Source organism: Mesorhizobium sp. M0037, assembly GCF_040323635.1.
In the GTDB taxonomy this organism is placed as follows: domain Bacteria; phylum Pseudomonadota; class Alphaproteobacteria; order Rhizobiales; family Rhizobiaceae; genus Mesorhizobium.
Map to the genome: position 1 here is coordinate 210,211 of NZ_JAMYVB010000009.1, position 25,523 is coordinate 235,733.

Annotated in this window: 24 protein-coding genes and 1 pseudogene; 11 read left to right on the forward strand and 14 right to left on the reverse strand. The window is 62.9% G+C overall.

Annotation, left to right across the window (positions count from 1 at the left end; all coding sequences use genetic code 11):
- Positions 1-17 precede the first annotated feature (17 nt).
- The 3 genes from NKJ78_RS16180 to NKJ78_RS16190 all read left to right on the forward strand — a co-directional run bounded on the left by NKJ78_RS16180 (position 18) and on the right by NKJ78_RS16190 (position 5,920).
- Positions 18-1,259, forward strand: a complete 1,242-nt coding sequence (locus tag NKJ78_RS16180; RefSeq protein ID WP_023730214.1) for an MFS transporter — start codon at positions 18-20, stop codon at positions 1,257-1,259.
- A 354-nt stretch (positions 1,260-1,613) separates the two neighbouring features.
- Positions 1,614-2,720 (forward strand): efflux RND transporter periplasmic adaptor subunit, encoded by a 1,107-nt coding sequence (locus NKJ78_RS16185; RefSeq protein ID WP_352460334.1) that lies wholly within the window; start codon positions 1,614-1,616, stop codon positions 2,718-2,720.
- Positions 2,717-5,920 carry an efflux RND transporter permease subunit gene (locus tag NKJ78_RS16190; protein ID WP_023745388.1) on the forward strand — a complete coding sequence of 1,068 codons (3,204 nt, stop codon included), beginning with the start codon at positions 2,717-2,719 and terminating at the stop codon, positions 5,918-5,920. The genes NKJ78_RS16185 and NKJ78_RS16190 overlap by 4 nt, the downstream gene beginning before the upstream one ends.
- Before the next feature lie 30 nt (positions 5,921-5,950).
- Here the strand turns inward: NKJ78_RS16190 and NKJ78_RS16195 are convergent, their stop codons facing one another.
- From NKJ78_RS16195 to hemC, 8 genes are all read right to left on the reverse strand, one after another.
- A complete protein-coding gene (locus NKJ78_RS16195) occupies positions 5,951-6,586 on the reverse strand; it encodes a LolA family protein (RefSeq protein WP_023705001.1) in 636 nt (211 codons plus the stop codon).
- Between the two features lie 57 nt (positions 6,587-6,643).
- Positions 6,644-6,907: a YMGG-like glycine zipper-containing protein gene (locus NKJ78_RS16200; RefSeq protein WP_023670477.1), complete on the reverse strand. Its 264-nt coding sequence runs from the start codon at positions 6,905-6,907 to the stop codon at positions 6,644-6,646.
- A gap of 187 nt (positions 6,908-7,094) precedes the next feature.
- Positions 7,095-7,811, reverse strand: coding sequence for a glutamine amidotransferase (locus NKJ78_RS16205; RefSeq protein WP_352562507.1), 717 nt, complete (start codon positions 7,809-7,811; stop codon positions 7,095-7,097).
- 14 nt (positions 7,812-7,825) lie between these two features.
- Positions 7,826-8,305 carry a tellurite resistance TerB family protein gene (locus NKJ78_RS16210; RefSeq protein WP_023702389.1) on the reverse strand — a complete coding sequence of 160 codons (480 nt, stop codon included), beginning with the start codon at positions 8,303-8,305 and terminating at the stop codon, positions 7,826-7,828.
- 76 nt (positions 8,306-8,381) lie between these two features.
- Positions 8,382-9,983: a heme biosynthesis protein HemY gene (locus NKJ78_RS16215; RefSeq protein WP_023705002.1), complete on the reverse strand. Its 1,602-nt coding sequence runs from the start codon at positions 9,981-9,983 to the stop codon at positions 8,382-8,384.
- Positions 9,984-9,993: 10 nt separating this feature from the next.
- The gene (locus tag NKJ78_RS16220) at positions 9,994-11,484 is read right to left on the reverse strand and encodes a COG4223 family protein (protein WP_023705003.1); all 1,491 of its coding nucleotides are present in this window, start codon (positions 11,482-11,484) and stop codon (positions 9,994-9,996) included.
- Positions 11,485-11,596: 112 nt separating this feature from the next.
- On the reverse strand, positions 11,597-12,310 hold the full coding sequence (locus NKJ78_RS16225; protein WP_023705004.1) for a uroporphyrinogen-III synthase: 714 nt from the start codon (positions 12,308-12,310) through the stop codon (positions 11,597-11,599).
- 1 nt (position 12,311) lies between these two features.
- Positions 12,312-13,235, reverse strand: coding sequence for a hydroxymethylbilane synthase (gene hemC, locus NKJ78_RS16230; RefSeq protein ID WP_023705005.1), 924 nt, complete (start codon positions 13,233-13,235; stop codon positions 12,312-12,314).
- A 120-nt stretch (positions 13,236-13,355) separates the two neighbouring features.
- Here hemC and tsaD point away from each other — a divergent pair, with 120 nt between their 5' ends.
- Positions 13,356-14,441, forward strand: coding sequence for a tRNA (adenosine(37)-N6)-threonylcarbamoyltransferase complex transferase subunit TsaD (tsaD, locus tag NKJ78_RS16235; RefSeq protein ID WP_352460335.1), 1,086 nt, complete (start codon positions 13,356-13,358; stop codon positions 14,439-14,441).
- Positions 14,438-15,454 carry an NAD(P)H-dependent glycerol-3-phosphate dehydrogenase gene (locus tag NKJ78_RS16240; protein WP_023705007.1) on the forward strand — a complete coding sequence of 339 codons (1,017 nt, stop codon included), beginning with the start codon at positions 14,438-14,440 and terminating at the stop codon, positions 15,452-15,454. Before tsaD ends, NKJ78_RS16240 begins: the two co-directional genes overlap by 4 nt.
- Here the strand turns inward: NKJ78_RS16240 and NKJ78_RS16245 are convergent.
- The gene (locus NKJ78_RS16245) at positions 15,451-17,217 is read right to left on the reverse strand and encodes a DUF7056 domain-containing protein (RefSeq protein WP_352460303.1); all 1,767 of its coding nucleotides are present in this window, start codon (positions 17,215-17,217) and stop codon (positions 15,451-15,453) included. The two genes, NKJ78_RS16240 and NKJ78_RS16245, sit on opposite strands and share 4 nt — an antisense overlap.
- Before the next feature lie 349 nt (positions 17,218-17,566).
- Here NKJ78_RS16245 and NKJ78_RS16250 point away from each other — a divergent pair, with 349 nt between their 5' ends.
- Positions 17,567-18,307, forward strand: coding sequence for a class I SAM-dependent methyltransferase (locus NKJ78_RS16250; protein WP_023737973.1), 741 nt, complete (start codon positions 17,567-17,569; stop codon positions 18,305-18,307).
- A gap of 54 nt (positions 18,308-18,361) precedes the next feature.
- Here NKJ78_RS16250 and NKJ78_RS16255 read toward each other — a convergent pair whose 3' ends face one another.
- The 4 genes from NKJ78_RS16255 to NKJ78_RS16270 are packed head-to-tail and all read right to left on the reverse strand — an operon-like array spanning position 18,362 to position 21,710.
- Positions 18,362-18,985, reverse strand: coding sequence for a class I SAM-dependent methyltransferase (locus tag NKJ78_RS16255; RefSeq protein ID WP_352460304.1), 624 nt, complete (start codon positions 18,983-18,985; stop codon positions 18,362-18,364).
- Between the two features lie 2 nt (positions 18,986-18,987).
- Positions 18,988-19,482, reverse strand: coding sequence for a GtrA family protein (locus NKJ78_RS16260; protein ID WP_352460305.1), 495 nt, complete (start codon positions 19,480-19,482; stop codon positions 18,988-18,990).
- A gap of 4 nt (positions 19,483-19,486) precedes the next feature.
- Positions 19,487-20,491: a glycosyltransferase gene (locus tag NKJ78_RS16265; RefSeq protein WP_352562508.1), complete on the reverse strand. Its 1,005-nt coding sequence runs from the start codon at positions 20,489-20,491 to the stop codon at positions 19,487-19,489.
- Complete coding sequence (locus NKJ78_RS16270) at positions 20,481-21,710, reverse strand: glycosyltransferase family 2 protein (protein ID WP_023683906.1); 1,230 nt, start codon at positions 21,708-21,710, stop codon at positions 20,481-20,483. Before NKJ78_RS16270 ends, NKJ78_RS16265 begins: the two co-directional genes overlap by 11 nt.
- 388 nt (positions 21,711-22,098) lie before the next feature.
- Between NKJ78_RS16270 and NKJ78_RS16275 the strand changes: the two genes are divergently transcribed.
- The 4 genes and pseudogenes from NKJ78_RS16275 to NKJ78_RS16290 all read left to right on the forward strand — a co-directional run bounded on the left by NKJ78_RS16275 (position 22,099) and on the right by NKJ78_RS16290 (position 24,083).
- The gene (locus NKJ78_RS16275) at positions 22,099-22,395 is read left to right on the forward strand and encodes a YciI-like protein (protein ID WP_352460307.1); all 297 of its coding nucleotides are present in this window, start codon (positions 22,099-22,101) and stop codon (positions 22,393-22,395) included.
- A gap of 88 nt (positions 22,396-22,483) precedes the next feature.
- Positions 22,484-22,909 (forward strand): EVE domain-containing protein, encoded by a 426-nt coding sequence (locus NKJ78_RS16280; RefSeq protein WP_023683904.1) that lies wholly within the window; start codon positions 22,484-22,486, stop codon positions 22,907-22,909.
- Positions 22,864-23,561: pseudogene (locus NKJ78_RS16285) on the forward strand (class I SAM-dependent methyltransferase). Before NKJ78_RS16280 ends, NKJ78_RS16285 begins: the two are co-directional and overlap by 46 nt.
- 102 nt (positions 23,562-23,663) lie before the next feature.
- On the forward strand, positions 23,664-24,083 hold the full coding sequence (locus NKJ78_RS16290; protein WP_023698384.1) for a DUF1761 domain-containing protein: 420 nt from the start codon (positions 23,664-23,666) through the stop codon (positions 24,081-24,083).
- A 15-nt stretch (positions 24,084-24,098) separates the two neighbouring features.
- On the opposite strand, the gene gcvA is transcribed toward NKJ78_RS16290, so the two are convergent.
- A complete protein-coding gene (gcvA, locus tag NKJ78_RS16295) occupies positions 24,099-25,019 on the reverse strand; it encodes a transcriptional regulator GcvA (RefSeq protein ID WP_352460308.1) in 921 nt (306 codons plus the stop codon).
- Between the two features lie 134 nt (positions 25,020-25,153).
- On the opposite strand from gcvA, the gene NKJ78_RS16300 reads away from it, so the two are divergent.
- The gene (locus NKJ78_RS16300; protein WP_023818303.1) at positions 25,154-25,393 is read left to right on the forward strand and encodes a hypothetical protein; all 240 of its coding nucleotides are present in this window, start codon (positions 25,154-25,156) and stop codon (positions 25,391-25,393) included.
- The last annotated feature ends 130 nt before the right edge of the window (positions 25,394-25,523 follow it).

The following is a 25,523-nucleotide window of genomic DNA, read 5'->3' on the forward strand; positions in this document are numbered from 1 at the left end:
CAACGGGGCCTGTATCCATGACATCCCATTCCCATACACCGCCTGACCGGCGTTACGCCGCCTTCCGCCATCGCTCCTTCCTGAGCTATTGGGCGGCGCGTTTCCTGACCACCTTCGCCACCATGATCGTGTCCGTCGCCGTCGGCTGGCAGATCTATGATCTGACGCGCGATCCCTTCGATCTCGGCATTGTCGGCATCGTCCAGTTCCTGCCGTCGCTGCTGCTGGTGCTGGTCACCGGCGTTGTCGCCGACCGTTTCGGCCGCCGCCTGATCATGGCGCTGGCGACGGTAGTCGAGGCAGGTTGTGCGCTTGTCCTGTTGTACTTCACGCTGCGCGGTCTCGTCAGCCCGCTGCCGATCTTCATCGTGCTGGCTATGTTCGGCCTGGCGCGCGCTTTTTATGGGCCGGCCTCGTCGTCGCTGTTCGCCAACCTTGTTCCGCCGGAAGATTTCGGCAATGCGATCGCCTGGAACTCGTCCGCCTGGCAAACGGCGACCATTGTCGGCCCGGTCGCCGGCGGCCTGCTCTATGGCGTCTCGGCCGAAGCCGCTTACGCCGTTGCCTCCGTGCTGATGCTGGTGGCCGGTCTGCTGATCTTCACCATTCCGAAACCGGCCCAGCAGAGCGCCACCGACAAGCCGACGATGGAGACGCTGTTTGCCGGCTTCCGATACATCTGGAGCGAGAAGATCGTCCTGGGCGCCATCTCGCTCGACCTCTTCGCCGTGCTTCTGTCCGGTGCCTCGGCGCTGCTGCCGGTCTATGCCCGCGATATTCTGGAACTCGGCCCGTGGGGCCTCGGCCTGCTGCGCTCGGCGCCCGGCATCGGCGCCATCTGTGTCGCGGTCTGGCTTGCCGGGCATCCGCTGCGCGACAATGCCGGCAAGATCATGCTCGGCTTCGTCGCCGGGTTCGGCGCCTTCACCGTGCTGTTCGGCGTCTCGACCATCACCTGGCTGTCGATCCTGGCCCTTGCCGGCCTCGGCGCCACCGACATGTTCAGCGTCTATATCCGGGAGACGCTGATCCAGCTGTGGACACCCGACGAGGTTCGCGGCCGCGTCAACGCCGTCAACCAGGTCTTCGTCGGCGCCTCCAACGAAGTCGGCGAGTTCCGCGCCGGCACCATGGCGGCGCTGATCGGCACCGTGCCGGCGGTGGTGATCGGCGGCGTCGGTGCGATTGCCGTCGCCGGACTGTGGGCGGTGCTGTTTCCGCAACTCCGAAGGGTGCGGCATCTCAACAGCCGCAACTGATCGAGTAAGCCGCTGGATCCGGTCCAAATCAGCTTGCGCCGATGACGGCTGAGATGGGTCGGAAGCGGACGGGCCGGTTCTGGGCGAACTAGCCAGATGGCGGGGCAGCCACAGGGTGGACATTTCAACACATATGGAAAATGATCATGTTGCCATGCACAATACTGCAGTGCTCTGGTCTCGACGAGAAACCTTAAATATAGAAGAGAACCACCCGACCTCCGGGTCCAGCTAGCGGGGACGCAAATGGACACTTCAGGGAATCGGCAATCGCATCGCGACGCAAGCGGGCGACCCAGCCGATCGGCCGGCTGGCTGGCCCGCTCCGCCGTCCCAGTGGCACTCCTGCTCGGCATGGCTTTCAGCAGCAACGCGTTTGCGCAGGACCAGCAGCTGCCCGTGGTGACGGCGGCCAAGCCGGTGGTGCGTGAAATCGTCGAAGACGACGAGTTCGTCGGGCGCTTCGAAGCCGTCGACGAGGTCGCCATCCGTTCGCGCGTCAGCGGCTATCTGGACAAGATCAGCTTCCAGGACGGCGCACTGGTCAACAAGGGCGACCTGCTCTTCACCATCGACCAGCGTCCGTACCAGGCGGCCTACGATGCCGCCAAGTCGCAAGTGGACGTCGCCAAGTCCCTGCTCGAATTCTCCAAGATGCAGCTGGATCGCGCCGATGCGCTCGCCAAGACCGGCAATATCTCGGCCGCGACGGTCGACGACCGCCGGCGGGAATACCTTTCGGCGCAGGCGCAGATGCAGGGCGCGACGGCGGCGCTGACGACGGCCAACCTGAACCTGGAGTTCACCGAGATCAAGGCGCCCTTGTCCGGCCGCATCGACCGCCGGCTGGTGTCGGTCGGCAACCTCGTGCAGCCGGATTCCACCTTGCTGACGACCATCGTCACGCGCGATCCGATCGACTTCTATTTCGACGTCGATGAGCGCCTGTATTTCAGCTACGCCCGCGACGCGAAGGAGCGCGGCGGCAGCATGCAGGAAGGCGCCGGCGGGCTCGAGGTGGTGGTTCGCGTCGCCGACCGCGCGGAGGCGGTATTCAAGGGCAAGCTCGATTTTGCCGAGAACCGGATCGACAACGCGACCGGCACCATGCGGGTGCGTGCAAGGTTTGCCAACGCCGACGGCGTTCTCCAGCCAGGCATGTTCGGGCGCATCAACGTGCCGGGGTCGCTGCCGCATAGCGGCGTCCTGGTGCCCGACGAGGCGGTCGGCGCCGATCAGGATCGCCGCATCGTGTACCTGGTGGATGAGGCTGGGATGGTGTCGGCGAAGCCCGTGCGCACCGGCCCGCTTCTCGACGGCTACCGGGTGATCCGCGCGGGCCTGACCGGCGACGAGACGATCATCGTCAACGGGCTGATGCACGCCAGGCCCGGCACCAAGGTGAAGGTCGAGATGGTGACGTTGCCGCCCAAGGTCGACACCGCCGGGTTGCAGCAATGAGGTTCGCCCATTTCTTCGTCGACCGTCCGATCTTCGCATCGGTGGTTTCGATCGTCCTCCTGATCCTCGGCGGGATTGCCTATACCCAGCTGCCGATCGCGCAATATCCCGAGATCGCGCCGCCGACCATCGTCGTTCGCGCCCAGTACCCGGGCGCCGACGCCGAGACAGTGGCAGCGACGGTGGCAACGCCGATCGAGCAGGAGATCAACGGCGTCGAGGGCATGCTTTACATGTCGTCCTATTCGTCGGGCGACGGAGCGATGGCGCTGACCATCACCTTCAAGCTGGGCACCGATCTCGACCAGGCGCAGGTGCTGGTGCAGAACCGCGTGTCGGTCGCCGAGCCGCGCCTGCCCGAAGAAGTCCGCCGCCTCGGCATCACCACCATCAAGAGCTCGCCCGACCTGATGATGGTCGTGCACATGCTGTCGCCCGACAATACCTACGACCAGCTCTACGTCTCGAACTACGCCCGCTCGCGGGTGCGCGACATACTGCTCAGGTTGGACGGCGTCGGCGACCTCATCATCTTTGGCGAACGCGAATATTCGCTGCGCATCTGGCTCGATCCGGAAAAACTGTCCGCCCTGGGGATGACCTCGGGCGATGTGGTGCAGGCGCTGCGCGACCAGAACGTCCAGGTGTCGGGCGGCTCCATCGGCGCGCCGCCGACCAATACCGGCACGGCGTTCCAGTACACGGTCACCACGCAAGGCCGCTTCAACGACGCACGGGACTTCCGATACGTGATCGTCAAATCGGCCGAAGACGGCCGCCTGATCCAGCTGCAGGACGTGGCGCGCATCGAGCTCGGCGCCAAGGATTACGTCACCAACTCCTATCTCAACGGCAAACCGGCGGTGGCGCTCGCCATCTTCCAGCGGCCAGGCACCAATGCGCTCGCCGCAGCCGCGGAGATCCAGGACAAGATGAAGGAGCTTTCCCAGGACTTCCCGAAGGGATTGAGCTACGACATCGTCTACAATCCGACCGAGTTCGTCGCCGAGTCGATCCAGGAGGTCTACAAGACGATCCTCGAGGCGATGGTTCTGGTCATCATCGTCATCATCGTCTTCCTGCAATCGTGGCGCATGGCGATCGTGCCGATCGTGGCGATCCCCGTGTCGCTGATCGGCACGCTGGCGGTGCTTTACGCCGCCGGCTTCTCCCTCAACATGCTGACGCTGTTCGGCCTCGTGCTGGCCATCGGCATCGTCGTCGACGATGCGATCGTCGTGGTCGAGAACGTCGAGCGCAATATCGCCAGCGGGCTGGCGCCCAATCCGGCGTCGCATCTGACCATGGACGAAGTCGGAACGGCGGTCATCGCGATCTCGCTGGTGCTGATAGCGGTGTTCGTGCCGACAGCCTTCATTCCCGGCATTTCCGGGCAGTTCTACCTGCAGTTTGCGATCACCATCGCGGTGTCGACGGCGATCTCGGCATTCAATTCGCTGACGCTCTCGCCGGCCTTGGCCGCGCTGCTGTTCAAGCCGCACCACACTGCTGCGGCGCCGCCGCGCTTTTTCCTGGCGCGGTTCGGACGGGCGCTCGCCGACGGCTTCAATCGCGGCTTCGACAAGGTCGCCCATTGGTATTCGAGCATCGTGCGCGTGTTGGTCGGCTCGCGGATAGCGATCGCCGCCACGCTGGCCGTTTTCGCGGCCCTCATCTACGCCACGGTCTATATGGTTCAGACGGTGCCGCGCGGTTTCATTCCGTCGCTCGACCAGGGCTATGCGATCGTCGTCGTCCAGTTGCCGGACGGCGCCTCGCTATCGCGGACCGATGCCGTCATCCAGCAGGCGTCGCAGATCATCCAGAAAACGCCGGGCGTCGACTACGCGGTCGCCTTCGCCGGCTTCTCCGGCGCCACCTTTACCAATGCCAGCAACGCGGGCGTGATCTTCGCCAGGTTCAAGCCGTTTGACGAGCGACTGGAAGCCGGCCAGTCCGCGACCCAGGTCATCGGCAATCTGTTCGGCAGCCTGCAAAGCATCAAGGAAGCCTTCATTATCGCACTGCCGCCGCCGCCGATCCGCGGCGTCGGCAATGCCGGCGGCTTCAAGCTGCAGATCCAGGAGCGCAACAGCGCCGACATGCGGCAGATCCTGGCGCTTGCCTATGAAATTGCCGGCAAGGCCAACAAGACGGCGGGGCTGACCGGCGTGTTCACCACCTTCTCCGCGTCCAGCCCGCAATTCTTCCTGGCGATCGATCGCGACAAGGCGCGCATCCTGAACGTGCCGATCCCCAACATCTTCGAGACGCTGTCTATCAATCTGGGCACCGCCTACGTCAACGACTTCAACGCTTTCGGGCGCGTCTACCAGGTGCGCGCGCAGGCCGACCAGGCGTTCCGCCTCGATCGCGCCGACATCTTGAAACTGAAGGTGCGCTCGGCGACCGGCGCGCTGGTTCCGCTGGGCACGTTGATCGAGATCCGCGACGTCACCGGCCCGGCGCTGGTCCAGCGCTACAACATGTACGTCTCGGTGCCGCTGCAGGGCAACGCCGCGCCCGGCGTTTCCACCGGCGATGCGCTTGCCAAGATGGAAGCGATCACGGCACAGACGTTGCCGGCCGGTACCTCCTACGAATGGACCGAACTCGCCTATCAGGAGCGCAACACCGGCAATGCCGCTGTCTATATCTTCGGACTTTCGGTGCTGTTCGTGTTCCTGGCGCTGGCGGCGCAATATGAAAGCTGGGTGCTGCCGTTCGCCATCGTGCTGGTGGTGCCGCTCGGCGTGCTCGCGGCGTTGCTCGGCGTGTCGTTCCGAGGGCTGGACAACAACATCCTCGTGCAGATCGGCCTCATCGTGCTGATCGGACTTGCCGCCAAGAACGCGATCCTCATCGTCGAGTTCGCGCGGCAGGCCCAGGAACGCGGCCTGTCGGCGGCCGAGGCTGCCGTCGAAGCCTGCCGGCTCAGGCTGCGGCCGATCCTGATGACCGCCTTCTCGTTCATCCTCGGCGTCGTGCCGCTGATGATCGCGACGGGCCCGGGCGCGGAAATGCGCCAGTCGCTTGGCACCGCGGTGTTCTCCGGCATGCTGGGCGTCACTTTCGTCGGCCTGTTCCTGACGCCGGTGTTCTACGTCACGCTCAGGTCACTGTTCTCACGGCGCAAGCCGCATGCCGAGGCCGAGTCTTCGGCACCGGCAGAGGTGCCGTCCGAGACGGCCGCCGAGTAGTGTTACACGGGCAGTTCGTGGCGCTGCCGACTATTTCGTTTTGGTGTTGAATTCACGGTTTGCAGCATAGTCGATAGTGAAGGTGCCCGCAGGAGCGCGAACGCCCTGCTTCACGTTGGATATGGTGACTGTCGAGGTAAGGCCCCTCTCGTCAGTCAGGGTCCATCTGCGTAGATCGAGCGATTCCCTGTCAAACACCATAGTGATATTCGAATTGCCGAAGGCCGACTTGTCGGCCAGCCTGATGATCACCTGGGCGCCATCGTCCCTGATACTTTTGAGGCGATTGCCGGAAAAGTTGACCTGATTGTCGAGGAGCAGCTTGAGCGGCGTCTTCGAGAGAGCATAAAGCCGCGATGTCTTGAGCTTCTTGTTATAGACCACCAAGGATTTTCCATCTGCAATTACGCTGACCCCTGATTGGCCTGCATAGTTGAACCGGATCTTGCCCGGCCGCTGGAGGAAAAATTTCCCTTTGGTCCTTTCCGCTCTTGGGCCCGACTGGACAAAGTCCCCGGACATGGACTTTACCGATGAGAAGTGATCGGCAATCGTCTTCGCTTCTACAGGTGCGGCCAAGGCCGCAGTCGAAAGTTCGGCGTTTATCGCGACAGCGCTGACAACGGCTAACCAGAAAGCCAGCAGTCTTTTGCTGTCATATGCCATTCAAGTTATCCTACCCCGAGCAGGCGCGTGATCGAAAGAGATCACGCGCCTTTGAGATCAGTAGCCGTCCGGGCACTGAGCAACGTAAACTCGACCGTTCCGACCGCGATATCTGCACTGGCCGGCTTCGCTGGCGTGCCCGATGACCGCCCCGGCCAGCGCTCCGACCGCACCGCCAACAACCGCCCCTTTTACCGGGTCGCCGGCCACTGCTGCGCCTACAGCTGCGCCACCCAAACCACCGACGGCAGCGCCTTGTTCAGTGCGGGAGCATGCCGCGAGCGGAATGAGTAGGCTTAAAATGAGCAGCGTCTTCTTCATTGGTTCTCTCCTGGGGCCGTTATTAGCCGAAGCTCAAATGCGCCACGGAGTTTTTCGATCCATCGGAGTGTTTGGGGCGCAATCCAAATCTGCGGGAACGGGCTAAGGTCACGGATCCATCGTACACGCCTCCCATAGGTAAGTCGTCTTTGGGCAAGCTCGGCCGTTCAGAGTAGTTGGATTTGCTCTATCCCTCAGTAGGCTTGCCGAAGATCAGGCTCAAAAATTCGCTCAGCCAGCGCTTGAGGTGCATATCCCAGATCAGCCGGCCGCCGAGATGGTCGCGGCCGGGCTGCGCGCCGGGCAATTCGAAACGGTGCGCGCCGCGCACCACCCAGCGCTGCATCATCAACCGGGTCAGTTCGCCATGGAACTGGATGCCCCAGGCATTGTCGCCATAGCGAAAAGCCTGGTTGGGGTAGGTTTCCGCCGTCGCCAGCAGCGTCGCATCCCTGGGCAGCGAAAAGCCTTCGCGGTGAAACTGGTAGACCATGTCGGGCCAGGGCAGCAGCTTCTTGCCGGCTTCGGTCGGCTTCAGCGGATACCAGCCGATCTCGACCAGCCCCTCGCCATGCCCCTCGACCTTGCCGCCGAGATGATTGGCCAGCATCTGCGCGCCAAGGCAGATGCCGAGGAAGGGCCGGTTCTCCTTTAGCGGAACATTGAGCCAGTTGGTCTCGCGGCGGACGAACTCATCTTCGTCATTGGCGCTCATCGGCCCGCCGAACACCACGGCGCCGGCGTGTCCCTCCAGCGTCTCCGGCAGGCTGTCGCCAAGAGGCGGCCGGCGGATGTCGAGGTCGAAACCTTCCTCGAGCAGGATGTGGCCAACCCGGCCGGGGCTCGAAGTCTCCTGATGCAGCACGATCAGGATTTTTGGTTTCGAGCTCGGTCTGGGCGGCATGGAAAGGCGGAATCCTATTCGTCGCTCGACGTTCCGCTGGCGCCGGGCGCGGCGGCCGCCGCCTTGCGGCGCGCCTCGACGCGATCCTGGCGCTCGACGCCGATCAGTTCGGCAACGCGCCAGACGGTGTTGTCCTCCAGTTCATGCAGTTCGCCGTCGGCATAGACGATTTCCCACATCAGGCCGATGAAAGCCTTGCGCGCCTCGGCGTCGAGATGGCGCTTCAAGACGCTGGTGAAGGCATAGAGGTCGATCGCCTCATTGTCGGCGCGCTCGCCGGCGGCAGCCAGTGCATCGAGCTCGTCGCCGCTGATCGAATAGCTCTGCGCCAGCACCTGCTTGAACCGCTCCCACTCGACATCCTGGCGTACGCCGTCGGCATTCATCACATGATAGAGCAAAGCCGACGCCGCAACGCGCGGATCGTCCGCATTCGCGCGAGCCCCAGCCCCGGAGGGCAGGTCTTTCAGAAAGGCCAGGACGCGTTCGAACATGGTGCTCACTTCACTTTATTGGAGCATGATCTTTTCCAAAAACCGGTATCCACTTTTTGGGATCATGCTTCAGGGATCAAAACAGGCGGAAGCGGCGCGGTGACTTCTCCGCTTCGTCATCGGGGTCGACGCCGGGGTCGTCGGGCAGCCGCGCCAGTTCCTCGGCAGGTTCGACGGGTTCGGCGTCGGGTGGTATTGCGGCGAAAGCGGCGGAAGTGACCGGCGTGACCTGGTCGTCGCCCACAGCAGGCTTCGGCTCGATCGGCGCCTCGCTGCTCGTCCTGGCGATGGCCGGATGATCGATCACTTCGGCTTCCTTTGCCGGCTTGGCGGGTGCCGCAAGCACCGGCACATCGGCTTCGTCTTCATGGCTGTCGATGAGCTGGCCCAGCCGCTCCATCGGCGCGCGCCAGGCGAAAGCGTCGAGCTTGCCGCTGACCGGCGATACCGGCGCCCAGCGTTCGGAGACGACGCCGTCGGCGACCCAGGCCGGATCGCGCGGCGCGCGGACCGCCTTGGACAGCAATTGCCTGATCTTGCCCTGGTCGCCGGTCTCTGCCTCCTCGATATCGGCCAGCAGCAGGTAAGCGCCTTCCCGGCGATCCATGCGGATCGCCGCTTCCGCCTCGCGGCGGGCGGTGGAAAAATCCTGCGCATCGAGCGCGGCGCGCGCCACCGTCATCGACGATTCGGCATTGTTGCGCTTCAGCTCCTGCAGCTTCTTCGCCCGGTTGAGACGATCGACCACGGCATCTCCCGGCCTTGCGTGGGTGTAGAGCTCGGCGATCTCGGGATGCGGCTCCGCCTTCCAGGCTGCCTCAAGGATCTTCGAGCCTTTGCGCACATCGTTCTGTTTGAACAGAAGATTGGCGGCTGCAACCGCGGCCGGCGCGAAATCGGGCGCGAGCTTGTTTGCCTCGAGTGCCGCTGCCTTGGCTGCATTGGGGTCGCTGTCGGTCAGCGCCTGCGCCTTGGCGGTCAACAGCACGGCGCGGCGGCGATTGGCGGCGTCGCGTTCGATCTGCCTGGTCGACTTCTGCGCCTCCACCAGCTTCAGCGCGCCGTCCCAGTCGCCGCGCCCGGTCAGATCTTCCAGCGTCGATTCGGCGGCCCAAGCCAGTTGCGGCGCGACGGAAGCGGCGCGGCCGGCATAGTGACGCGCCGCGTTGCGGTCGCCGAGCCGTTCGGCTTCGAGATAGAGCCCGCGCAGGCCAAGCAGCCGCATTTCGGGGTCGTCGAGCATGGCCTCGAATTTTTCGCGCGCGCCCTCATGGTCGCCTTCGAGCAGCGAGGCTTGCGCTTCGAGCAGCTGGATCAGCGGCTCCTGGTCGGAGCGGATCAGTTTGGCGGCTTCCTTGGACTTCTTGCGGGCCAGCGCGCCGTCGCCGGCGCCGGCTGCGATCATGCCGGTCGACAGCGCCTGGTAGCCGCGGTCGCGGCGGCGGACGCGGAAATAGCGCGAGATCGTGTATGGGCTGTTCCACAGCGACTTGATCAGCCACCAGACGATCATCACCGCTGCGACGACGGCAACGATCGCCACCGCCGCCACCATCAGGCTGACCTGGTATTGGTAACCGTTGAAGGTAACGACCATCTCGCCGGGACGATCGGCCAGCCAGGCAAAGCCCAGACCGAGGGCGAAGACGGCGGCGAGAAAGATGAGAATGCGGATCATCGTGTCGTCCTCATGCCTTCATCGCTCCTGCAATCAGCGCGTCGACCTGCGTCTCGACGTCGATGCGCGCCTTCAGTTTGCCGGCAAAGTCGGCGCCAGCAGCCTTGACCGCATCCGGCAGCGTTGCGTATTCGCTGAGCGCCTTGGCGTAGTCGCCCTGATTGACCGCCACTTCGATGCGCGCCACGGTTTCCGGCGCGCCGGCGCCTTCGACGGCGCCGATCGGCCGGACCTTGACCAGCGATTCGGCGCTCGACAAAAGGTTCTGGAAGAAGCCGGCATTTTCATCGACCGGCGTCGCCGCCGCGACCATCGCATTGGCCGCGGCGTCGGCCTCGCCGGCGATCTCGGTGCGGGTCGGGACGCCCTTTTCAGCGTAGGGGCGCAGCGCTGCAATCTGCGGTGCATCGGGCGAGATCGCCGCAAAGGTCTCCAACTCGGCGGCGAACGGCGCGCCGCGGTCAAGCGCCGCCTTCAAGGCCGAAGCGGCGATGGCCATCGCGATCTTTGGCTGCGAGGCCTGCGCATCGACCTTGCCGGCGAGCTGCGTCACCGACTGCTCCAGCGCGGCGATCTTGCCTTCCTGCGTCTTGGCTGCCTCACCGGCCGATTTCACCAGTGCGTCGAGGCCCGCCAGTCTTTCATTGAGCGGCGCGAGATCGACGGGCGCTGCACCACCGGCCTGGCCAAGGGCGGCAACCGCCGTCTCGATCTGCTTGACCTTGTCGCCAAGCGCGGCAAGCCCGGCATTGTCGCCGGCGCCGTCCTTTTCGACCGCCGATTTCAGCGATGCGACATCGGCCTTGACCTGATCCAGCGCCGAAGACAGCCCGTCGACCTTGGCCGTTGCGGCGCCATTGCCGCTGGCTTCCCTGAGGTCGGCGATTTCGCGCTTCAGCGAAGCGATCTCGCCATTGACGCCGTCGAGCGAGACCGTGCCCGCCCCTGAGCCCGGAGCGCCAAGCACGCCGGCAAACTGCAGCCCCCCGGCGGCAGCCAGCGCGATGACACCGCCGATGATGCCGGCGGCAATGCCGTTCGTGCGCTTCGGTTGCGCGGCCATGGGCTGGTTCCCGGCTGTCCTTGGGGTTTCCTTGGGTGCACCCGGCTTGGGCGAGGCATCCTCGAAACTGAAGTCGGAGGTTCTGGCGCGCGGTGGCGCATCCGAAGCGGTGGGGTAAGGCTGCTCCGCCTGGGTGGACGCCTTGGCATCGGCGCTTTCGGGAGCGGCCTGCGCCGCGGCGTCGGAGTGCTCCCACGGCTCGAGATCGGCTTGATCGGCATGAACGGGCTCGTCAGGCGTCTCCGGCTGCGCATTGGCCATGGCAGCCGCATCCTCAGCCGCAACCGACCCTGCCGGGGCCTCGACGTCGTCCGAGTTGGCGACATCCGTCTTGGCGGCATCCGCATCGGCAATGCGCGAGACAGCGCCGGGTTCGAGTTCGATGGTCACCGGCTCGCGGCGGCTTTTCGAATGTCGCATCTTCGGCGTCTTGACCATGCCTGGGCTCCGCAATCCTGCTTCGTCTGGGCGCCCGACGGCGCGTGATGGTTTGAAAAATGGTCTAGCACATCATCATCAGGTGAAAAGGGGCGGCGTGATGACACGGGGCTCAGTCGCCGCGGTGCAACAGCTCAAGCAGCGCCTCCTCCTGCGGTTCCCGCGCAATGCGTATTTTTTTGCCGGCGGCATTGTCAAACGCCGCTGCCACGCGCTCGGAGAGCGCAAAAGCCTGCATGTTTTCAAGGAGATCGCGCAGTTCCGCCCGGCTGGCCAAGGCCTGCAACGCTGCCGCCGCCTTGGCTGAATAGAGCAGCACCGCGTCGACCGCCTGATCGGACAGGCGTGTACGGATTTCAGCATCGGAATAATCGAGCGAAATCGTGTCGTAGGTTTCGACGGTGCGGACCTCGACGCCGGCCTTTCGCAGCCGCGCCTCGAATGCCGGAAACCGCACGCGCCCTGTGAGATAGACGACCGCCTTGCCGGAAAGGCCGGCAGCAATCGCCTCGGCCAGCCGCTCGGCGTCGCCCGCCCCTTCGCTGACCGACAAGAACCCTGTCGAACGTGCCGCTTCAGCCGTCCTGCGTCCGACGGCATGGCAAGGCAAGGCGGCGAGCGCACGAATGAGTTCTTTCGGCGCATGCCGCACCGCATTTGCGCTGGTCACAGCGACGGCCACGGCATTGTCGCTCGCAGCATCGGCGCCAACCCGCAGTGTCACCGTTTCGGTCAGCGGCAGAAGGAGCGGCTCAAATCCCAATTCCTGCAGCCGCCGCATGGTTCGCGACGCCCCAGGTTGCGGCCGCGTCACCAGGACACGCATATCAGACCCAGCCGTCGAAGAAGGTTTCGCCCGCTTTGACCCGCACCATCCTGGCCGCGTCCGTGCCGATGTCAGCGGCATCCAGCGCCAAGCCTTCGGCCTTGACCTCATGCGATTGCGTGCCATCGGGCGAAATGATCAGCCCGGCGAAAACCAGCCTGCCGCCCGATATCGTCGCATAGCCGGCGATCGGCGTGCGGCAGGAGCCATCGAGCGCCGCCAGGAAGGCGCGCTCACAGGCCAGCGCCTGGCCTGTCGACACATCATGGATGGCCACCAGCATCTTTTCGACCTCGCTGTCGCCGATGCGGGTTTCGATGCCGATTGCGCCTTGTCCCGGCGCCGGCGGAAAAGCATCGAGCGGCATCAGATCGGTGACGACATGGCCGAGCCCGAGCCGCTTCAGCCCGGCATAAGCGAGGATCGTGCCTTCGGCGACGCCTTCCTCCAGCTTGCGCAGCCTGGTCTGCACATTGCCGCGGAACATGACCACGTCTAGGTCCGGCCGCATGCGCCGGATCAGCGCCTGACGCCTGAGCGAAGACGACCCGACCTTGGCGCCTTGCGGCAAATCAACAATGCGCTCCACCGCCTTGCCGATGAAGGCGTCCCGCGCATCCTCGCGCGGCAGGAAGGCGGACAGCTCCAGCCCGACCGGCAGCACTGTCGGCATGTCCTTGGAGGAATGCACGGCGATATCGATCGTGCCGGCCAGCAGCGCCTCTTCGATTTCCTTGGTGAACAGCCCCTTGCCGCCGGCTTCCGACAGCGGCCGGTCCTGGATGCGGTCGCCGCTGGTCGAAATGACGACGACCTCGAAGGCTTCCGCCGGCATGCCATGCGCTTCCATCAGCCGCGCCTGCGTCTCATGCGCCTGGGCGAGCGCCAGCGGGCTGCCGCGTGTTCCGATTTTCAAAGTTTGCATGGCGCGCGGTCCGTGATAACCCCCGGCTGGCTTTGCGTTTCCGGCGCTCTCCCTAACGAGGCCCGCCTCTACTAACTAGGAAAGTCCGGCGACACAATCTCTGGAGACAGCGACGAATTGATCCGCGTTCTGGGCATTGAGACGAGTTGCGACGAGACCGCCGCCAGCGTGGTGACGCTGGACGGCGATTCCGTGCCGGTGATTGCGTCCAACATCGTGCTCAGCCAGATCGAGGAGCACGCCGCCTTCGGCGGCGTCGTGCCGGAGATCGCCGCGCGTGCCCATGTCGAGGCGCTGGACGGCATTGTCGAGGCCGCTCTTGCGGATTCGGGCGTAGCCCTGGCCGACATCGACGCCATTGCCGCCACTGCGGGCCCCGGCCTGGTCGGCGGGCTGATCGTCGGCCTGATGACGGCCAAGGCGATTGCAGCGGCCGCCGGCAAGCCGCTGATCGCCATCAACCATCTCGAAGGCCACGCACTGACCGCAAGGCTGACCGACGGGCTCGACTTTCCCTATTTGCTGCTGCTGGTTTCCGGCGGCCACACCCAGATCGTCGCCGTGCGCGGCGTCGGCGACTACCAGCGCTGGGCGACGACCATCGACGACGCGCTCGGCGAAGCTTTCGACAAGACGGCCAAAATGCTCGGCCTGCCCTATCCCGGCGGCCCGAACGTCGAAAAGGCGGCAATGTCGGGCGATGCGGCGCGCTTTGCCCTTCCGCGGCCGATGAAGGGCTCGGCGCAGCCCGATTTCTCCTTCTCCGGCCTCAAGACTGCGGTGCGCCAGGCGGCGACCGCCATCCAGCCGCTGACTGAGCAGGATGTCGCCGACATCTGCGCCTCGTTCCAGGCGGCAGTAGCCGATGCGCTGGGCGACCGCGTGGCCCGCGCGCTTGCCCGCTTCCGCGACGAATTTCCGGACAAGGCCAAGCCGGCGCTGGTCGTTGCCGGTGGCGTCGCCGCCAACAGAGCGATCAAGGCGACGCTGCAGAAGCAGTGCGCCGAGGCCGGCTTCGCCTTTGTCGCGCCGCCGCTCAAACTGTGCACCGACAATGCGGCGATGATCGCCTGGGCCGGGATCGAGCGGTTGCGGGCAGGCCTGTCGCAAGAGAACGGCTTCGATTTCGTGCCGCGTTCGCGCTGGCCGCTGGACAGCATTTCGGCGCCGATGGTCGGCTCCGGCCGGCGCGGAGCGAAAGCATGAGCGCCAGCAAGACAAGCGGCAGGGACAGAACCGGCTGGCGCGTCGCCGTGCTTGGCGGCGGCGCCTGGGGCACGGCGCTGGCGCTGGCGATGCTGCGCTCCGGTCACGATGTGCGGCTCTACGCCCGCGACGAAGAGACGGTTTCCGCGATCCGCCGCGGCGAGAACCCGCGTTATCTCCCCGGCATCGCCATTGAAACAGGCATTGCGGCGACCAGCGATATCGGCACTGCCCTGACCGATGCCGATTGCGCGCTGGCCGTGGCACCGGCACAGGCGCTGCGCGCCATGCTGACGACGGCAAAGCCCCATATGCCGAAAGGCATCCCGCTGGTTCTCTGCGCCAAAGGCATTGAGCGCGACACCGGCGCGCTGCTGTCGGCGATCGTTGATGAGATTCTGCCCGAAACTCCGGTTTCGGCCCTGTCCGGTCCCAGCTTTGCCGCCGACGTCGCCAGGGGTCTGCCGACCGCTGTCGTGGTTGCTGCACGCGACGACGCCTTGGCGGCCGAGCTTGCCGCGCGCTTTTCGGCGCAGAATCTGCGCTGCTATTCCAGCGACGATTTGATCGGCGTCGAGATCGGCGGTGCTTTGAAGAATGTGTTCGCCATTGCCGCTGGCGCCGTCACCGGCGCTGGGCTCGGCGCCAGCGCGCAGGCCGCCATGGTGACACGCGGCTTCGTCGAACTGCGCCGCATCGGCGCGTCCTTCGGCGCCAAGCCGGAGACGCTGATGGGGCTTTCCGGCCTCGGCGACCTTTTGCTCACCTGCTCTTCGGCCCAGTCGCGCAATTTCGCCTATGGGCTGGCGCTGGGGCAAGGTAAGCCCTTGTCCGGACTGCCGCTCGCCGAAGGCGTGCCGACGGCGGCGATCGCCGCCCGCATCGCCACCGAGCGCCACATCGACGCGCCGATCATCGCTGCGGTGTCGGCGATACTGGACGGCACGATCACCATTCGGCAGGCTGTCACGGCATTGATGACCCGGCCGCTGAAGACCGAAACCGGTATTTAATTGTAAACTCCCGTGAACAGCTCGGTATTGTCCCCGCCAGGCACGATGCGGTTTTCATAGTGACCTTCCGGCAGCAGCAGTGCCTCGGCTGGACCGTTGCGCAGGACAACGTCGCTGGTACCTGCCTCCAAGGATAGGGGCGAAGAATGCGAGGTGCCGTTTATCTCGACCTCGCCGTCTGCAAGCTCCCCGCTGGTCGTGTACAGGCTGTATCGTCCGGCGACAGGCACCTTGAAAACGACCGGACGACCGGAATAGAGGCGACGACCAGCCATTCTGATGTTGGGAGCGATCTGGACGTAGCTGTCGCGGATGAGAGGCGCGATCACGGTATCGATCAAATCCATGCGATATGACCAGAGGACCATCTTGGGCGGGGAATCCGAGAGAACTTTGTAGGCTTCCGATTGCCTGCCTTCCTGCAATGTTTTCAAGACATAATGCTGGTCGAGCCAGAGTGTGGAGGGCTCCTGTCGATTGGGCAGCATGGCGATGCCGTCGAAATACTTCTCATCCGGTGCGAGCAAAGATTCCGCGCGCGAGACCAGTTCAAGCTGGGCCTGATTGTTGAGGCGTAGGTAAACGACATTGCTCGCGTAGCTCATTGCGATGGCTGTGATCAGCACCGCGAGGACAGGAACCCGGTAGCGCGCGTGGGTTGCGGTGCTGTCGAGAAGCTCCAACGACCAGAGCGCAACGAACGGCAACGCCATGATGAAGACATAAGGCCAGGGCTGGTCGTGCGTGAATACCAGCACCGTGATGACGAGTGAAAAGATCAGCGCAATTCGCCTTCGACCATCGAGTTTCATGATCCGCATCAGTGACAGGGCCATACCGGAGAAACAGATCCCGTAAAGAAGGGCGTTCCGCGCCAGTGTCTGTAACACGAACTGCCTCAGTCCCCCGTAGTCACCGCCTCCACGCGTCGCAATCTCGACCGGGCCAAGTAAAAGGTTTTTGGCCGCGAGAACAGGGGCGCCTCCACCGAAGATCAAGCAATAGACCATTATCGGAACGGCCCATCCAAGCACGAGCCACCCTCCGCGAACCGCCCCTGTTGCGTAGCGTCTCATCAAGGCTGCGTCAGCAACAAGGCCGATGCCGAGCGCAACGTTGAAGTAGACCGATTTCTGAGTGATGACGAAGGCAAGGCCACTTAGCATGCCGGCGGCAACAAGCTGCCTTGCCCTCAACCCAGGTGCGCGCAGGACAACCAGCAACGCCGCCACGGCGAAGAACACTGCCGGCGGTTCGGCGATGGTACGAAAGATGCGCTCCATGAAATTCGAAAAGCACAGGAGAACGAGGACGATCGTCAAAGCGCGCACGCGATCCTCGCCCAGAGCGCGAGCGCATGGGTAGATCAAAGAGATCGTCCCGCAGGCCAGCAACGCAGTCTGCATGCGGCCAGCAAGCAGAATCGACGTGGCATTCCAGCCGATCAGATGAGCAATCTCATAAAAAGCCGCATAGCCGACCGCCTTGGGATGCCAGATCGTATCGAACAGGCCGTTGGAGAAATATTTCGCCCATCCGAGTTGGACGAATTCATCCATGACGAAGCGGATGTTCCAAGCCAGAACGAACAGCAAGATGATCTTGAGTGCGATCAGGATATGCAGAAAAGTTGTTGTTGGGCGCTGCCCGAGAGCGAACAGCTTGTTTGGTCCCGGCTCCTGCGTATTCAAGACAACCCCCGCGATCGTGCCCAGGCAGACCAACGCCAGGCGTGCTGTCTCGCTGGGCGCAACGCCCTTCATCCTCAGACAACAACTTCGAGGCCGGCAGCTCCGCTTGGCGAAGCATGGTTCCACCGCGGTTAATTTTCCGACACTGTGCGGAACTGAAGCCGTCGCGCTTCGGATTCTTGCAGCGCTCCGCTCCAGCCTGTCTATACGCAGCGGACTTTAGCCGCTGTTAGCCTTTTGCTTGTTAAGAAGGTTATGTTCAAACACGGCAGCCAGCCTTCTGCGACAATGCGGAGGCTTGAAAGGACATCGCGTGCTACAACCCAAGATGGCATCGGGCCTCGTCTGCCCAGTCTGCTATTCCAGGCTTGGCACAAGCCCGGTTGCCCTGACCTGCGAATCTTGCCCTGGCCCCTATCCCGTGCACAAAGGCATTCCGTTCTTTGTCGAGTCGCCGGTGAGGGAGGGCTTCGACGCGAGCTTCCATGAAGAGGCGTATGCCGGTACCAGTACGCGCGCCCGTCTCTACAATTCGCTCAAGCAGGTCATCACCAGCGAATATTCACCGCACGACACGCTGAATTCGTTTCTTGCCTCGATACCTCAGGACTCAATGATCGTTGAGTTCGGCTCCGGCGCACGGCGCGTCCGCCCCGATGTTCTCAACATTGACCTGTTCCCCACCCCGAACGTCGATCTGGTCGCGAATATCGAGCACACGCCGCTTGCGAGCGATTCCGTCGACGTCGTCATTCTGGACAGCGTGATCGAGCATGTTCCCAATCCGGTAGCGGTCGTCGATGAAGTGTTCCGTGTCCTGAAGCCGGGTGGGAAGCTGCTCTGCATCAACCCTTTCCTGTTCCCCTATCACGGCTATCCCGCCCACTACTGCAACTTCACAAAGGACGGGATCGAGCAGCTTCTCCAGCGGTTCGCAAGGGTAGAGGTCCAGACGCATCAAGGGCCGACAAGCGCGATCGTCAACATCCTTTCGGAATATATCGGCGTCGTTGTCGGTCGAGAGAACCGAACCCGCTACATGATAGCGAAAGCCGCAATCCTGACGCTGACATTCCCGTTGAAGTTTATCGATAAATTTCTGGTCGATCGCCCGGAGAGTCACCGGATCGCCAGCATGCTCAGCACCATCGCGACCAAATAGCGTGTCGTTGATCCGCGCTTACCGCCTCGTGACACGCCGGGATCCACCCATCTGCTACCAGCTGAGCAGTTCACAATAATTCGGCCGGTCCGGTGATGCCGATGCTCTCTTTGCCGTCGGGAAATGCCGCTTTGCCATGGCCGCGAAGTCCGAACGCGAAAACAAGACGACATGCTTGTCTCCGGTAATGTGCCGGTCCGCAAGAAGCGACAAGGTGGCGCGTATTCCACCAGGCTCGATGTCCTTGAGGATGATCTTCCGGCAGGCCCAGCGTTCGCAACTGTTGGCCAGCGATTTGAAGAACGCCTCGCGCCGATCCACCGGTACATGATGAATGACGTCGGAAATCGTGACGACATCGTAGGACCCTTGCACGCTGGAAAGGTCCGTCGCGGGCAGAAGTTCGACCTTCGCCCGATTTGCGTTGCTTAGAAACGCACCGATCGAAGGGGCGAGATCGCACATCGTAACCGTCAGGTCGGGGCGCCGATCGAGCAGCCGGTCGACAAGCGCTCCATCACCGCCGCCGATATCCAAAACCTTCGCGCCGTTCGGCAATTCGCGATCGAGAAAATCCGCGATTACATTGAGATTGACGAAAACACGACGGTAGACGTCTCCGACCGGCTTGAAATGGCGGCCAAGAGCCCTGCGTATGATCTGACCTGGCGGTAACATTCTTATTCCTCGTTTCCCGCAAATTGCTGTGTGGCTGGGCGAGACGATGCCGTCGGCGCGGTGGCGGGCCGCAGATTGAACCGTGACAAGATCGCCAGGTGCGCAACGACAACGTTCCAGATGAGCAATGCGACGGTGGCGATCGGAGACGCAATCGCAACACCAAGGCCAAGCCAGGAACAGAGAAGCACCATCATGGCTACCGAGATCGGGTAGGCCGCAGCCACGCCTGCCGCAAAACGCGCAAATGCCTTGAAGCGCAGCGGTTTGCCGAAGGTGAACCAGCTGTGCAGAGCGTAGCCGGTCGGCGTCACCGCCAGGAATGAAATCATGATGCCCAGCAGGTAACGCCCGCCCAGCTGATCGACCGTAATCATGATGGCGTTGTGCGCAATTGCGCATAGCGCTCCCACCACAATGTACCGCCATCCCCGTTCCAGAAGCGGTCTTTCGCTCTGGTCCACTCGGCTGCCGGCGATCCTGACAGAGCTGGACATTGCCTCAGAAAGCTCCTGTTAGTTTCGCGCGAAGCCGGCACATGACACGCTCACGCAGCCGCGAATCGCGCAAATAGCGCCTCAATCCCGTCGGCCCGAGCGACAGCATGATACGAAAGGCTCGATGCAAGGCCTTCAAGTCGCCGGCTGACGCAGCCGCCAGCGACACATTAACGCTGATCGATGCCCGAGCAGTAGATTCGATCCGGCGTCGGCTGCGCGCCGAAAGCCGGTCCAAATGGCGCTCCAGGACAGTCTGCATTTGCGAACGGAATTCGTTCGCGTCGCGCGATCCGGTTACGGTCAGCGAATCGCCATGAACCCGGAAGGCCGTGGTTATCTCCTGATGATAAATGACGGGTCCGGCAACGGCGAGCTTCGCCCACATATCCCAATCAGCCGTATACCAGAGCCTCTCATCCATGCCCCCGCAGGCCAGCCACGCATTCCGACGAAATAACGGAGCAGGCACGGACACGAAATTCTGTACGAGAAGCCGTTCCAGCAAGAAGTCGGATTCGAGCACCTTGTCGCTCGGCAAGGGACAGTTCCAGCATCCCATTCGTCGGCCGTGGCGGTCCACGATCGCAGTCGGGGCCAAGTGAAGCACTGCTTCGGGCAGGTCCTCGAGCCAGCGTCGCGTGGCCTCGATGCGCCCGGGCAACCAAAGGTCGTCTTGGTGGAGTATGCAGACATAGTCGGCGGCGGCCAGCTCAACGCCCAGATTGGTCTTCGACTGCCAGGGCGCTAGATCCTTTCGCCGCAGCAGCCGGAAGGCCGGCCGGTGGAGAAATCGCTCGACAATGGCGGAAGTAGCGTTTGTCGGGCTGCTGTCGATAATGATTATCTCCAGGCCATCGCTCGGCTCTGCAGCAAGCGAGTCAAGTGTCGCTCCAATCCATGCCGCCCCGTCATGGACCGGCATGACAACCGACAGAAAAGGCTTTGCGGCCGCGCGGCTTGCCGCTTGAATTTCCGCTCGCAAGGCTGCTGGAGGGCTAGAGCTCACGTCTGCTACTCAACGTATCAAGCAGCAATTTGAGCACGAAGCCGGACAGCACCATCGACATGCCGGCCACGCAGATGGTGGTGACTACAAAGGTCAGGTGCACCGATTGCTCCATGGGGCCGCCAACAAGAATCCAATGTAGCGCGAGTGACACATCGGCCGCGAAGCCGGTTGCCGCGAGTACGCCACCGGAAAAAACCAGCCATTCCAAAGGCCGGCCGCGCGTCAGCCATGGCACAATTCGACCGCTGTAGACCGGGTGGTAGATGGCGATTGCCACCTTTGCCAGCATACCGAACAGGATCGCTGAAAGGCCAATCAACGTCGCCATGGCCGAAAGCGCGACGAAGTGAATTCCAAAGTACCATCCGCCGATGCGAACAGGCCCAGCCGCGAGAACGGCAAGGCCGGCAATGCCAGCGATCAACAAGGTCAGCCCAGGCACGAGATACATGGTATCGGGCGCATGGGCTATGATCAGCCGCAGATGTCGCCAACCGTCCCGGAAGGAACGCAGATGCGGCGCGCGGTTGCGCTTGTCGGGGTAGAGCTTGATCGGCACTTCACGAATGGCGAGCCCTGCGCGATGCGCATTGATGATCATTTCCGAAGCGAATTCCATCCCTGGCGAGCGCGCGCCGATTTTTAGAAATGCCTCGCGCGTGAAACCGCGCATGCCGCAATGGAAGTCGCGGACCGGAGAGTTGTGCAAACAGCGAGCGATGGTGGAAAGGACAGGATTGCCGAGGTAGCGATGCAACGATGGCATGGCGCCCGGCTGGATCCCGCCGGCGAACCGGTCGCCCATCACAAGTTCCGCACCCTGTTCCAACGCATCGACGAAATCGCCGAGCTGGCTCCAATCGTAGGAATCATCGGCATCCGCCATGATGAGATATTTGCCTTCGGCCGCTTCGACCGCGGCACTGATTGCCGCGCCATAGCCCTTTACCGGCTGATGAACGACCCGCGCTCCCAGCTTTTGCGCAATCTCCACCGACTTGTCCGCGGATCCATTGTCGCCAACGACGACTTCCCCCTTGATGCCGCGCATCGAGAAGGCATTGAAGGCTTTGCGAATGCAAATGCCGAGCGTCAGTTCCTCGTTCAGGCAAGGAATGATTGCAGAGACGAGAACACGCTCGGTCCCCATGCCGGCCGTGAAAGCAAGCGCGACGTCGTCGATCCGAACCGTCGTGTTGCGCGCGATGCTCTCCATTGCGACCTCTATTCAGGCGTTCTGAGCAGACCAGCCCATTTCACAATTGACTTGCTGGAGTGTTGCGTATCGAAAATTGATTATTTTTGAATTTACGAAATACACGGTAGTGTATTTATAGGCGGCGGCAAGCAAAGCTGGTGCGCTGTTGTGTTGCGCGACGCAGCCTGTCGCCTTCGTCCACTCTTTCGGCGAAGCGGGTTGCGTTTGTGATTTTCATCAACCCAGGACTGTCAACTATTTCAACGCCTTGGCTTGAGCCATAGCGGAGATTCAATGCGTCGAGAGATCGTCATTTGGCATTGACCCGAAGCCAGCATAAAAGCAAAACCGCGATTTCGGCAGTTCAAGCGAGCTGTTGTCGCAATCCCAAAACGGAGTTTTAAAAATGCTGTTTGCGTTGATTTGCAAGGACAAGCGGGGCAGCCTGCAGGTGCGGGTCGATACGCGGCCGGTCCACGTCGCCTTTCTCGAAGGCCTGAACGCCGACAACAAACTGGCCTTTGCCGGCCCGTTCCTCGACGCCGAAGGCAAGCCCAACGGCAGCCTCGTCGTCGTCGAAGCGCCCGATCTCGCCGGTGCGCAGGCGCTGTCGGCTGCCGACCCCTATGCCAAGGCCGGGCTGTTCGAAAGTGTCGAAATCCGCCAGTGGAACTGGACCTTCAACAAGCCGGCGGCTAGTTAGTTCCGGCGGCGCCTAGAGCGATCCCAGGAAAAGTGTGTAACGGTTTTCCGTCCGGAATTGCGCAAAAAATAGTAGTTGGAGCAAAGACATGAACTACTGGCTGTTCAAATCCGAACCTTCGGTCTTCTCCTTCGAGGCGCTGAAGGCCAAGGGCAAGGCCGGCACGCAGTGGGACGGCGTGCGCAACTATGCAGCGCGCAACAACATGAAGGCGATGCAGATCGGCGATCTCGGCTTCTTCTATCACTCCAATGAAGGGCTGAACGTCGTCGGCATTGCCGAAGTCTGCGGGCTTGCCCATCCCGACAGCACCACCGACGATCCGCGCTGGGAATGCGTCGACATCCGCGCCTTCAAGGACGTGCCGAACCCGCCGACGCTGGAGCAGGTCAAGGCCAATCCGAAGCTTGCCGAGATGGCGCTGGTGCGGCTTGGACGGCTTTCCGTACAGCCGGTGACGCCGGCCGAATGGAAGGAAGTCTGCCGCATGGGCGGCCTGACGCCGGCTCCGTGACGGTCCTTACGCCGAACAGCGCGAAAAAGTTCATTCTCGACAACACGGCGCTTATGTCGCCGCCGCATGTGCCGGAGATTGTCCTCAATCTTGCCGACGAAGCGCATGACCTCTGGCAGCGCACGGAGAACGAGCTGATTGAAATCGGCCTGCCGCCGCCGTTTTGGGCCTTTGCCTGGGCCGGCGGTCAGGGCCTTGCCCGTTACGTGCTGGACAATCCGTCGGATGTGCGGGGCAAACGCGTGCTCGACTTCGCCTCCGGCTCCGGCCTTGTCGCCATCGCCGCCGCCAAGGCGGGTGCGGCGCACGTGATCGCCGCCGACATCACCCGTTCTGCGAAACGGCGATCCGCCTCAACGCAGAGGCCAATGGCGTTGCCATCGACTTTTGCGGCACGGACTGCATCGGCACCGACGCCGGCTGGGACGTGGTGCTGGCCGGCGACGTCTTCTACGACAAATCCTTCGCCGACACGCTGATGCCGTGGTTTTCGACACTGAAGGCGCGCGGCGCTGACATCCTCGTCGGCGATCCGGGCCGCTCCTACATGCCGAAGGCGGGACTGGAGCCGCTCGCCGTCTACGAAGTGGCGGTGACGCGCGCGCTGGAGGACGCCCTGGTCAAGCGCACCACGGTGTGGCGCTTCGCTTGACGGCAATGCCGAACAGGCGTTCCATCGCGCATTTTGAAGAATACGCATGTTGTTATCCCAGAACCGTCAGGCTTTGGGCGGCATGCTTGAGGGGAGGACTTTATGGATTTTTCAGTGGTGAACTGGCTGGCGGTGGTTGTCGCGGCCGTCGCGGCGTGGCTGTTTGGCGCCGTCTGGTACACGGCCCTCAGCAAGCCTTGGATGAGGGCGGCCAGGATCGATCCGTCAACGTCAAAGAAATCGATATTGCCCTTCATCATCTCCTTCATCGCCGAGCTGATCATGGCGCTGGTCTTAGCCTTGGTCGTCGGCGCGATGACCGGCGGCGAGCCGGTCCTTGTCGCAGGGCTGGTCTTCGGCTTCGTCCTCTGGCTGGGTTTCGTCGCCACGACGCTGACGGCCAACCATCGCTATGAGAATTTCGGCTGGGACCTGACCCTCATCGACGGCGGCCACTGGCTCGGCGTGCTGTTGATCATCGGCGCGGTGATCGGCTGGTTCGGGACGCCGGTCGCCGGCTGAGGCCTGCAGAAGTCGTCAGGTCTGCGTCCTGGCGACTTCGTCGAGGATCCATTCACGGAAAGCGATGATGCGCGGATCGTTGGCAGTGCTCTCGGGATAGACCAGGAAGTAGCCGAACTCCGGCCCCACGCGCAGACCGAGTTCAAAGGGCTGCACCAGCCTTCCCTGGGAAAGGTCGTTTGCCACCATGGCGAACTCGGCGAGCGCCACGGCATTGCCGTCGAGCGCCGCCTGCACGGCATCGGTAGAGGTTCCAAACACGATAGTCCGGCTGTCGTCGAAATCGTTGATGCCGGCCGCGGCCATCCACATGCGCCAGTTCGGCCATGTCACGCCTTGGCGCGACCATTCGATATGGGCAAGCGTGTGGTTGAAGAGGTCGCGCGGTTCGCGCAGCGGCGGGCCGGAGGTCAGCAGGCTCGGGCTGCACACCGGAATGAGGATGTTGTCGAACAGGCGATGGGCGCGAAGCCCCGGATACTTGCCGACCCCGAACCGGATGCCGACATCGACGTCGTCGAGTTCGAAATCGCGCACTTCGTAGCCGATGTCGAACCTCAGTTCGATACTGGGCTGAAGTTTGCGAAAATCGTCGACGCGCCGCATCAGCCATTTTGACGCGAACTGCGCGTCGAGCGTCACCTTCAGCAATGCCGTGCCGCGCGTCAGCTTGCGCGCCCGCGACACCGCCCGGTTGAGCAGGTCGAGCGCATCGATCGAGGCCTCGAACACCACCGTACCTGCCTCGGTCAACTGGATGGTACGACTGGTTCGCGTGAACAGCACCAGCCCGAGCTGATCCTCGATTTCCTTGATCTGGTGGCTGACCGCCGCCGGCGTCAGCCCGAGCTCGTCGGCAGCGCGGGTGAAATTGAGGTGGCGGGCGGCGGCTTCCAGAGTCCTCAGCGCGCGCGTTCCGGGCAACAGACGGGACATCACCGTATCCTCAAATAAAACTTGACGATCCGAAAAGAACTACTCGTTTCTCTCATGGATTTCAATGCGGCATGATGCATCCATCGAAACACCATCAAGCCGGATTTGATATCTGGCGGAACACGGAGCGCATCATGTCCATCTTCGTTTTGAACTCGCCAGCAGCTCGCTCGAACTGGTTGCATGCCCTAACGGACTGGCTTCGCCAGGCGAAAGTCGCCATCAACCTGCCGCGCCAGGACGTGGAGGATCTGTCGGATCGCCAGTTGCGCGACGTCGGCGCGCAGCGCAAGGACGTGACGCGGGCCGTGGACCGGGAACTCGGCAGGCTTGGATTGCTGGACACTGGGTGGCAGAAGCCGAGAAGGCGTTAGGCAATGGAGAGTAGTGAGTAGTGAAGGAAACGGCGCCGACACCAGCCTACTCCCTACTCCCTACTCCCTACTCCCTACTCCCTACTCCCTACTCCCTACTCCCTACTCCCTACTCCCTACTCCCTACTCC

What these genes read in the sequence shown, in the direction of transcription:
- NKJ78_RS16205 (WP_352562507.1), bottom strand. Translation starts at nt 7,811, where the DNA reads ATGCCGCCCAGACCGAGCTCGAAACCAAAAATCCTGATCGTGCTGCAT.
- NKJ78_RS16260 (WP_352460305.1), bottom strand. Translation starts at nt 19,482, where the DNA reads ATGTCCAGCTCTGTCAGGATCGCCGGCAGCCGAGTGGACCAGAGCGAA.
- NKJ78_RS16220 (WP_023705003.1), bottom strand. Translation starts at nt 11,484, where the DNA reads ATGGTCAAGACGCCGAAGATGCGACATTCGAAAAGCCGCCGCGAGCCG.
- NKJ78_RS16290 (WP_023698384.1), top strand. Translation starts at nt 23,664, where the DNA reads ATGGATTTTTCAGTGGTGAACTGGCTGGCGGTGGTTGTCGCGGCCGTC.
- hemC (WP_023705005.1), bottom strand. Translation starts at nt 13,235, where the DNA reads ATGCAAACTTTGAAAATCGGAACACGCGGCAGCCCGCTGGCGCTCGCC.
- NKJ78_RS16185 (WP_352460334.1), top strand. Translation starts at nt 1,614, where the DNA reads ATGGCTTTCAGCAGCAACGCGTTTGCGCAGGACCAGCAGCTGCCCGTG.
- NKJ78_RS16195 (WP_023705001.1), bottom strand. Translation starts at nt 6,586, where the DNA reads ATGGCATATGACAGCAAAAGACTGCTGGCTTTCTGGTTAGCCGTTGTC.
- NKJ78_RS16270 (WP_023683906.1), bottom strand. Translation starts at nt 21,710, where the DNA reads ATGGAGAGCATCGCGCGCAACACGACGGTTCGGATCGACGACGTCGCG.
- NKJ78_RS16300 (WP_023818303.1), top strand. Translation starts at nt 25,154, where the DNA reads ATGTCCATCTTCGTTTTGAACTCGCCAGCAGCTCGCTCGAACTGGTTG.
- NKJ78_RS16190 (WP_023745388.1), top strand. Translation starts at nt 2,717, where the DNA reads ATGAGGTTCGCCCATTTCTTCGTCGACCGTCCGATCTTCGCATCGGTG.
- NKJ78_RS16210 (WP_023702389.1), bottom strand. Translation starts at nt 8,305, where the DNA reads ATGTTCGAACGCGTCCTGGCCTTTCTGAAAGACCTGCCCTCCGGGGCT.
- NKJ78_RS16180 (WP_023730214.1), top strand. Translation starts at nt 18, where the DNA reads ATGACATCCCATTCCCATACACCGCCTGACCGGCGTTACGCCGCCTTC.
- NKJ78_RS16225 (WP_023705004.1), bottom strand. Translation starts at nt 12,310, where the DNA reads ATGCGTGTCCTGGTGACGCGGCCGCAACCTGGGGCGTCGCGAACCATG.
- NKJ78_RS16200 (WP_023670477.1), bottom strand. Translation starts at nt 6,907, where the DNA reads ATGAAGAAGACGCTGCTCATTTTAAGCCTACTCATTCCGCTCGCGGCA.
- gcvA (WP_352460308.1), bottom strand. Translation starts at nt 25,019, where the DNA reads ATGTCCCGTCTGTTGCCCGGAACGCGCGCGCTGAGGACTCTGGAAGCC.
- NKJ78_RS16240 (WP_023705007.1), top strand. Translation starts at nt 14,438, where the DNA reads ATGAGCGCCAGCAAGACAAGCGGCAGGGACAGAACCGGCTGGCGCGTC.
- NKJ78_RS16275 (WP_352460307.1), top strand. Translation starts at nt 22,099, where the DNA reads ATGCTGTTTGCGTTGATTTGCAAGGACAAGCGGGGCAGCCTGCAGGTG.
- NKJ78_RS16215 (WP_023705002.1), bottom strand. Translation starts at nt 9,983, where the DNA reads ATGATCCGCATTCTCATCTTTCTCGCCGCCGTCTTCGCCCTCGGTCTG.
- NKJ78_RS16280 (WP_023683904.1), top strand. Translation starts at nt 22,484, where the DNA reads ATGAACTACTGGCTGTTCAAATCCGAACCTTCGGTCTTCTCCTTCGAG.
- NKJ78_RS16255 (WP_352460304.1), bottom strand. Translation starts at nt 18,985, where the DNA reads ATGTTACCGCCAGGTCAGATCATACGCAGGGCTCTTGGCCGCCATTTC.
- NKJ78_RS16245 (WP_352460303.1), bottom strand. Translation starts at nt 17,217, where the DNA reads ATGAAGGGCGTTGCGCCCAGCGAGACAGCACGCCTGGCGTTGGTCTGC.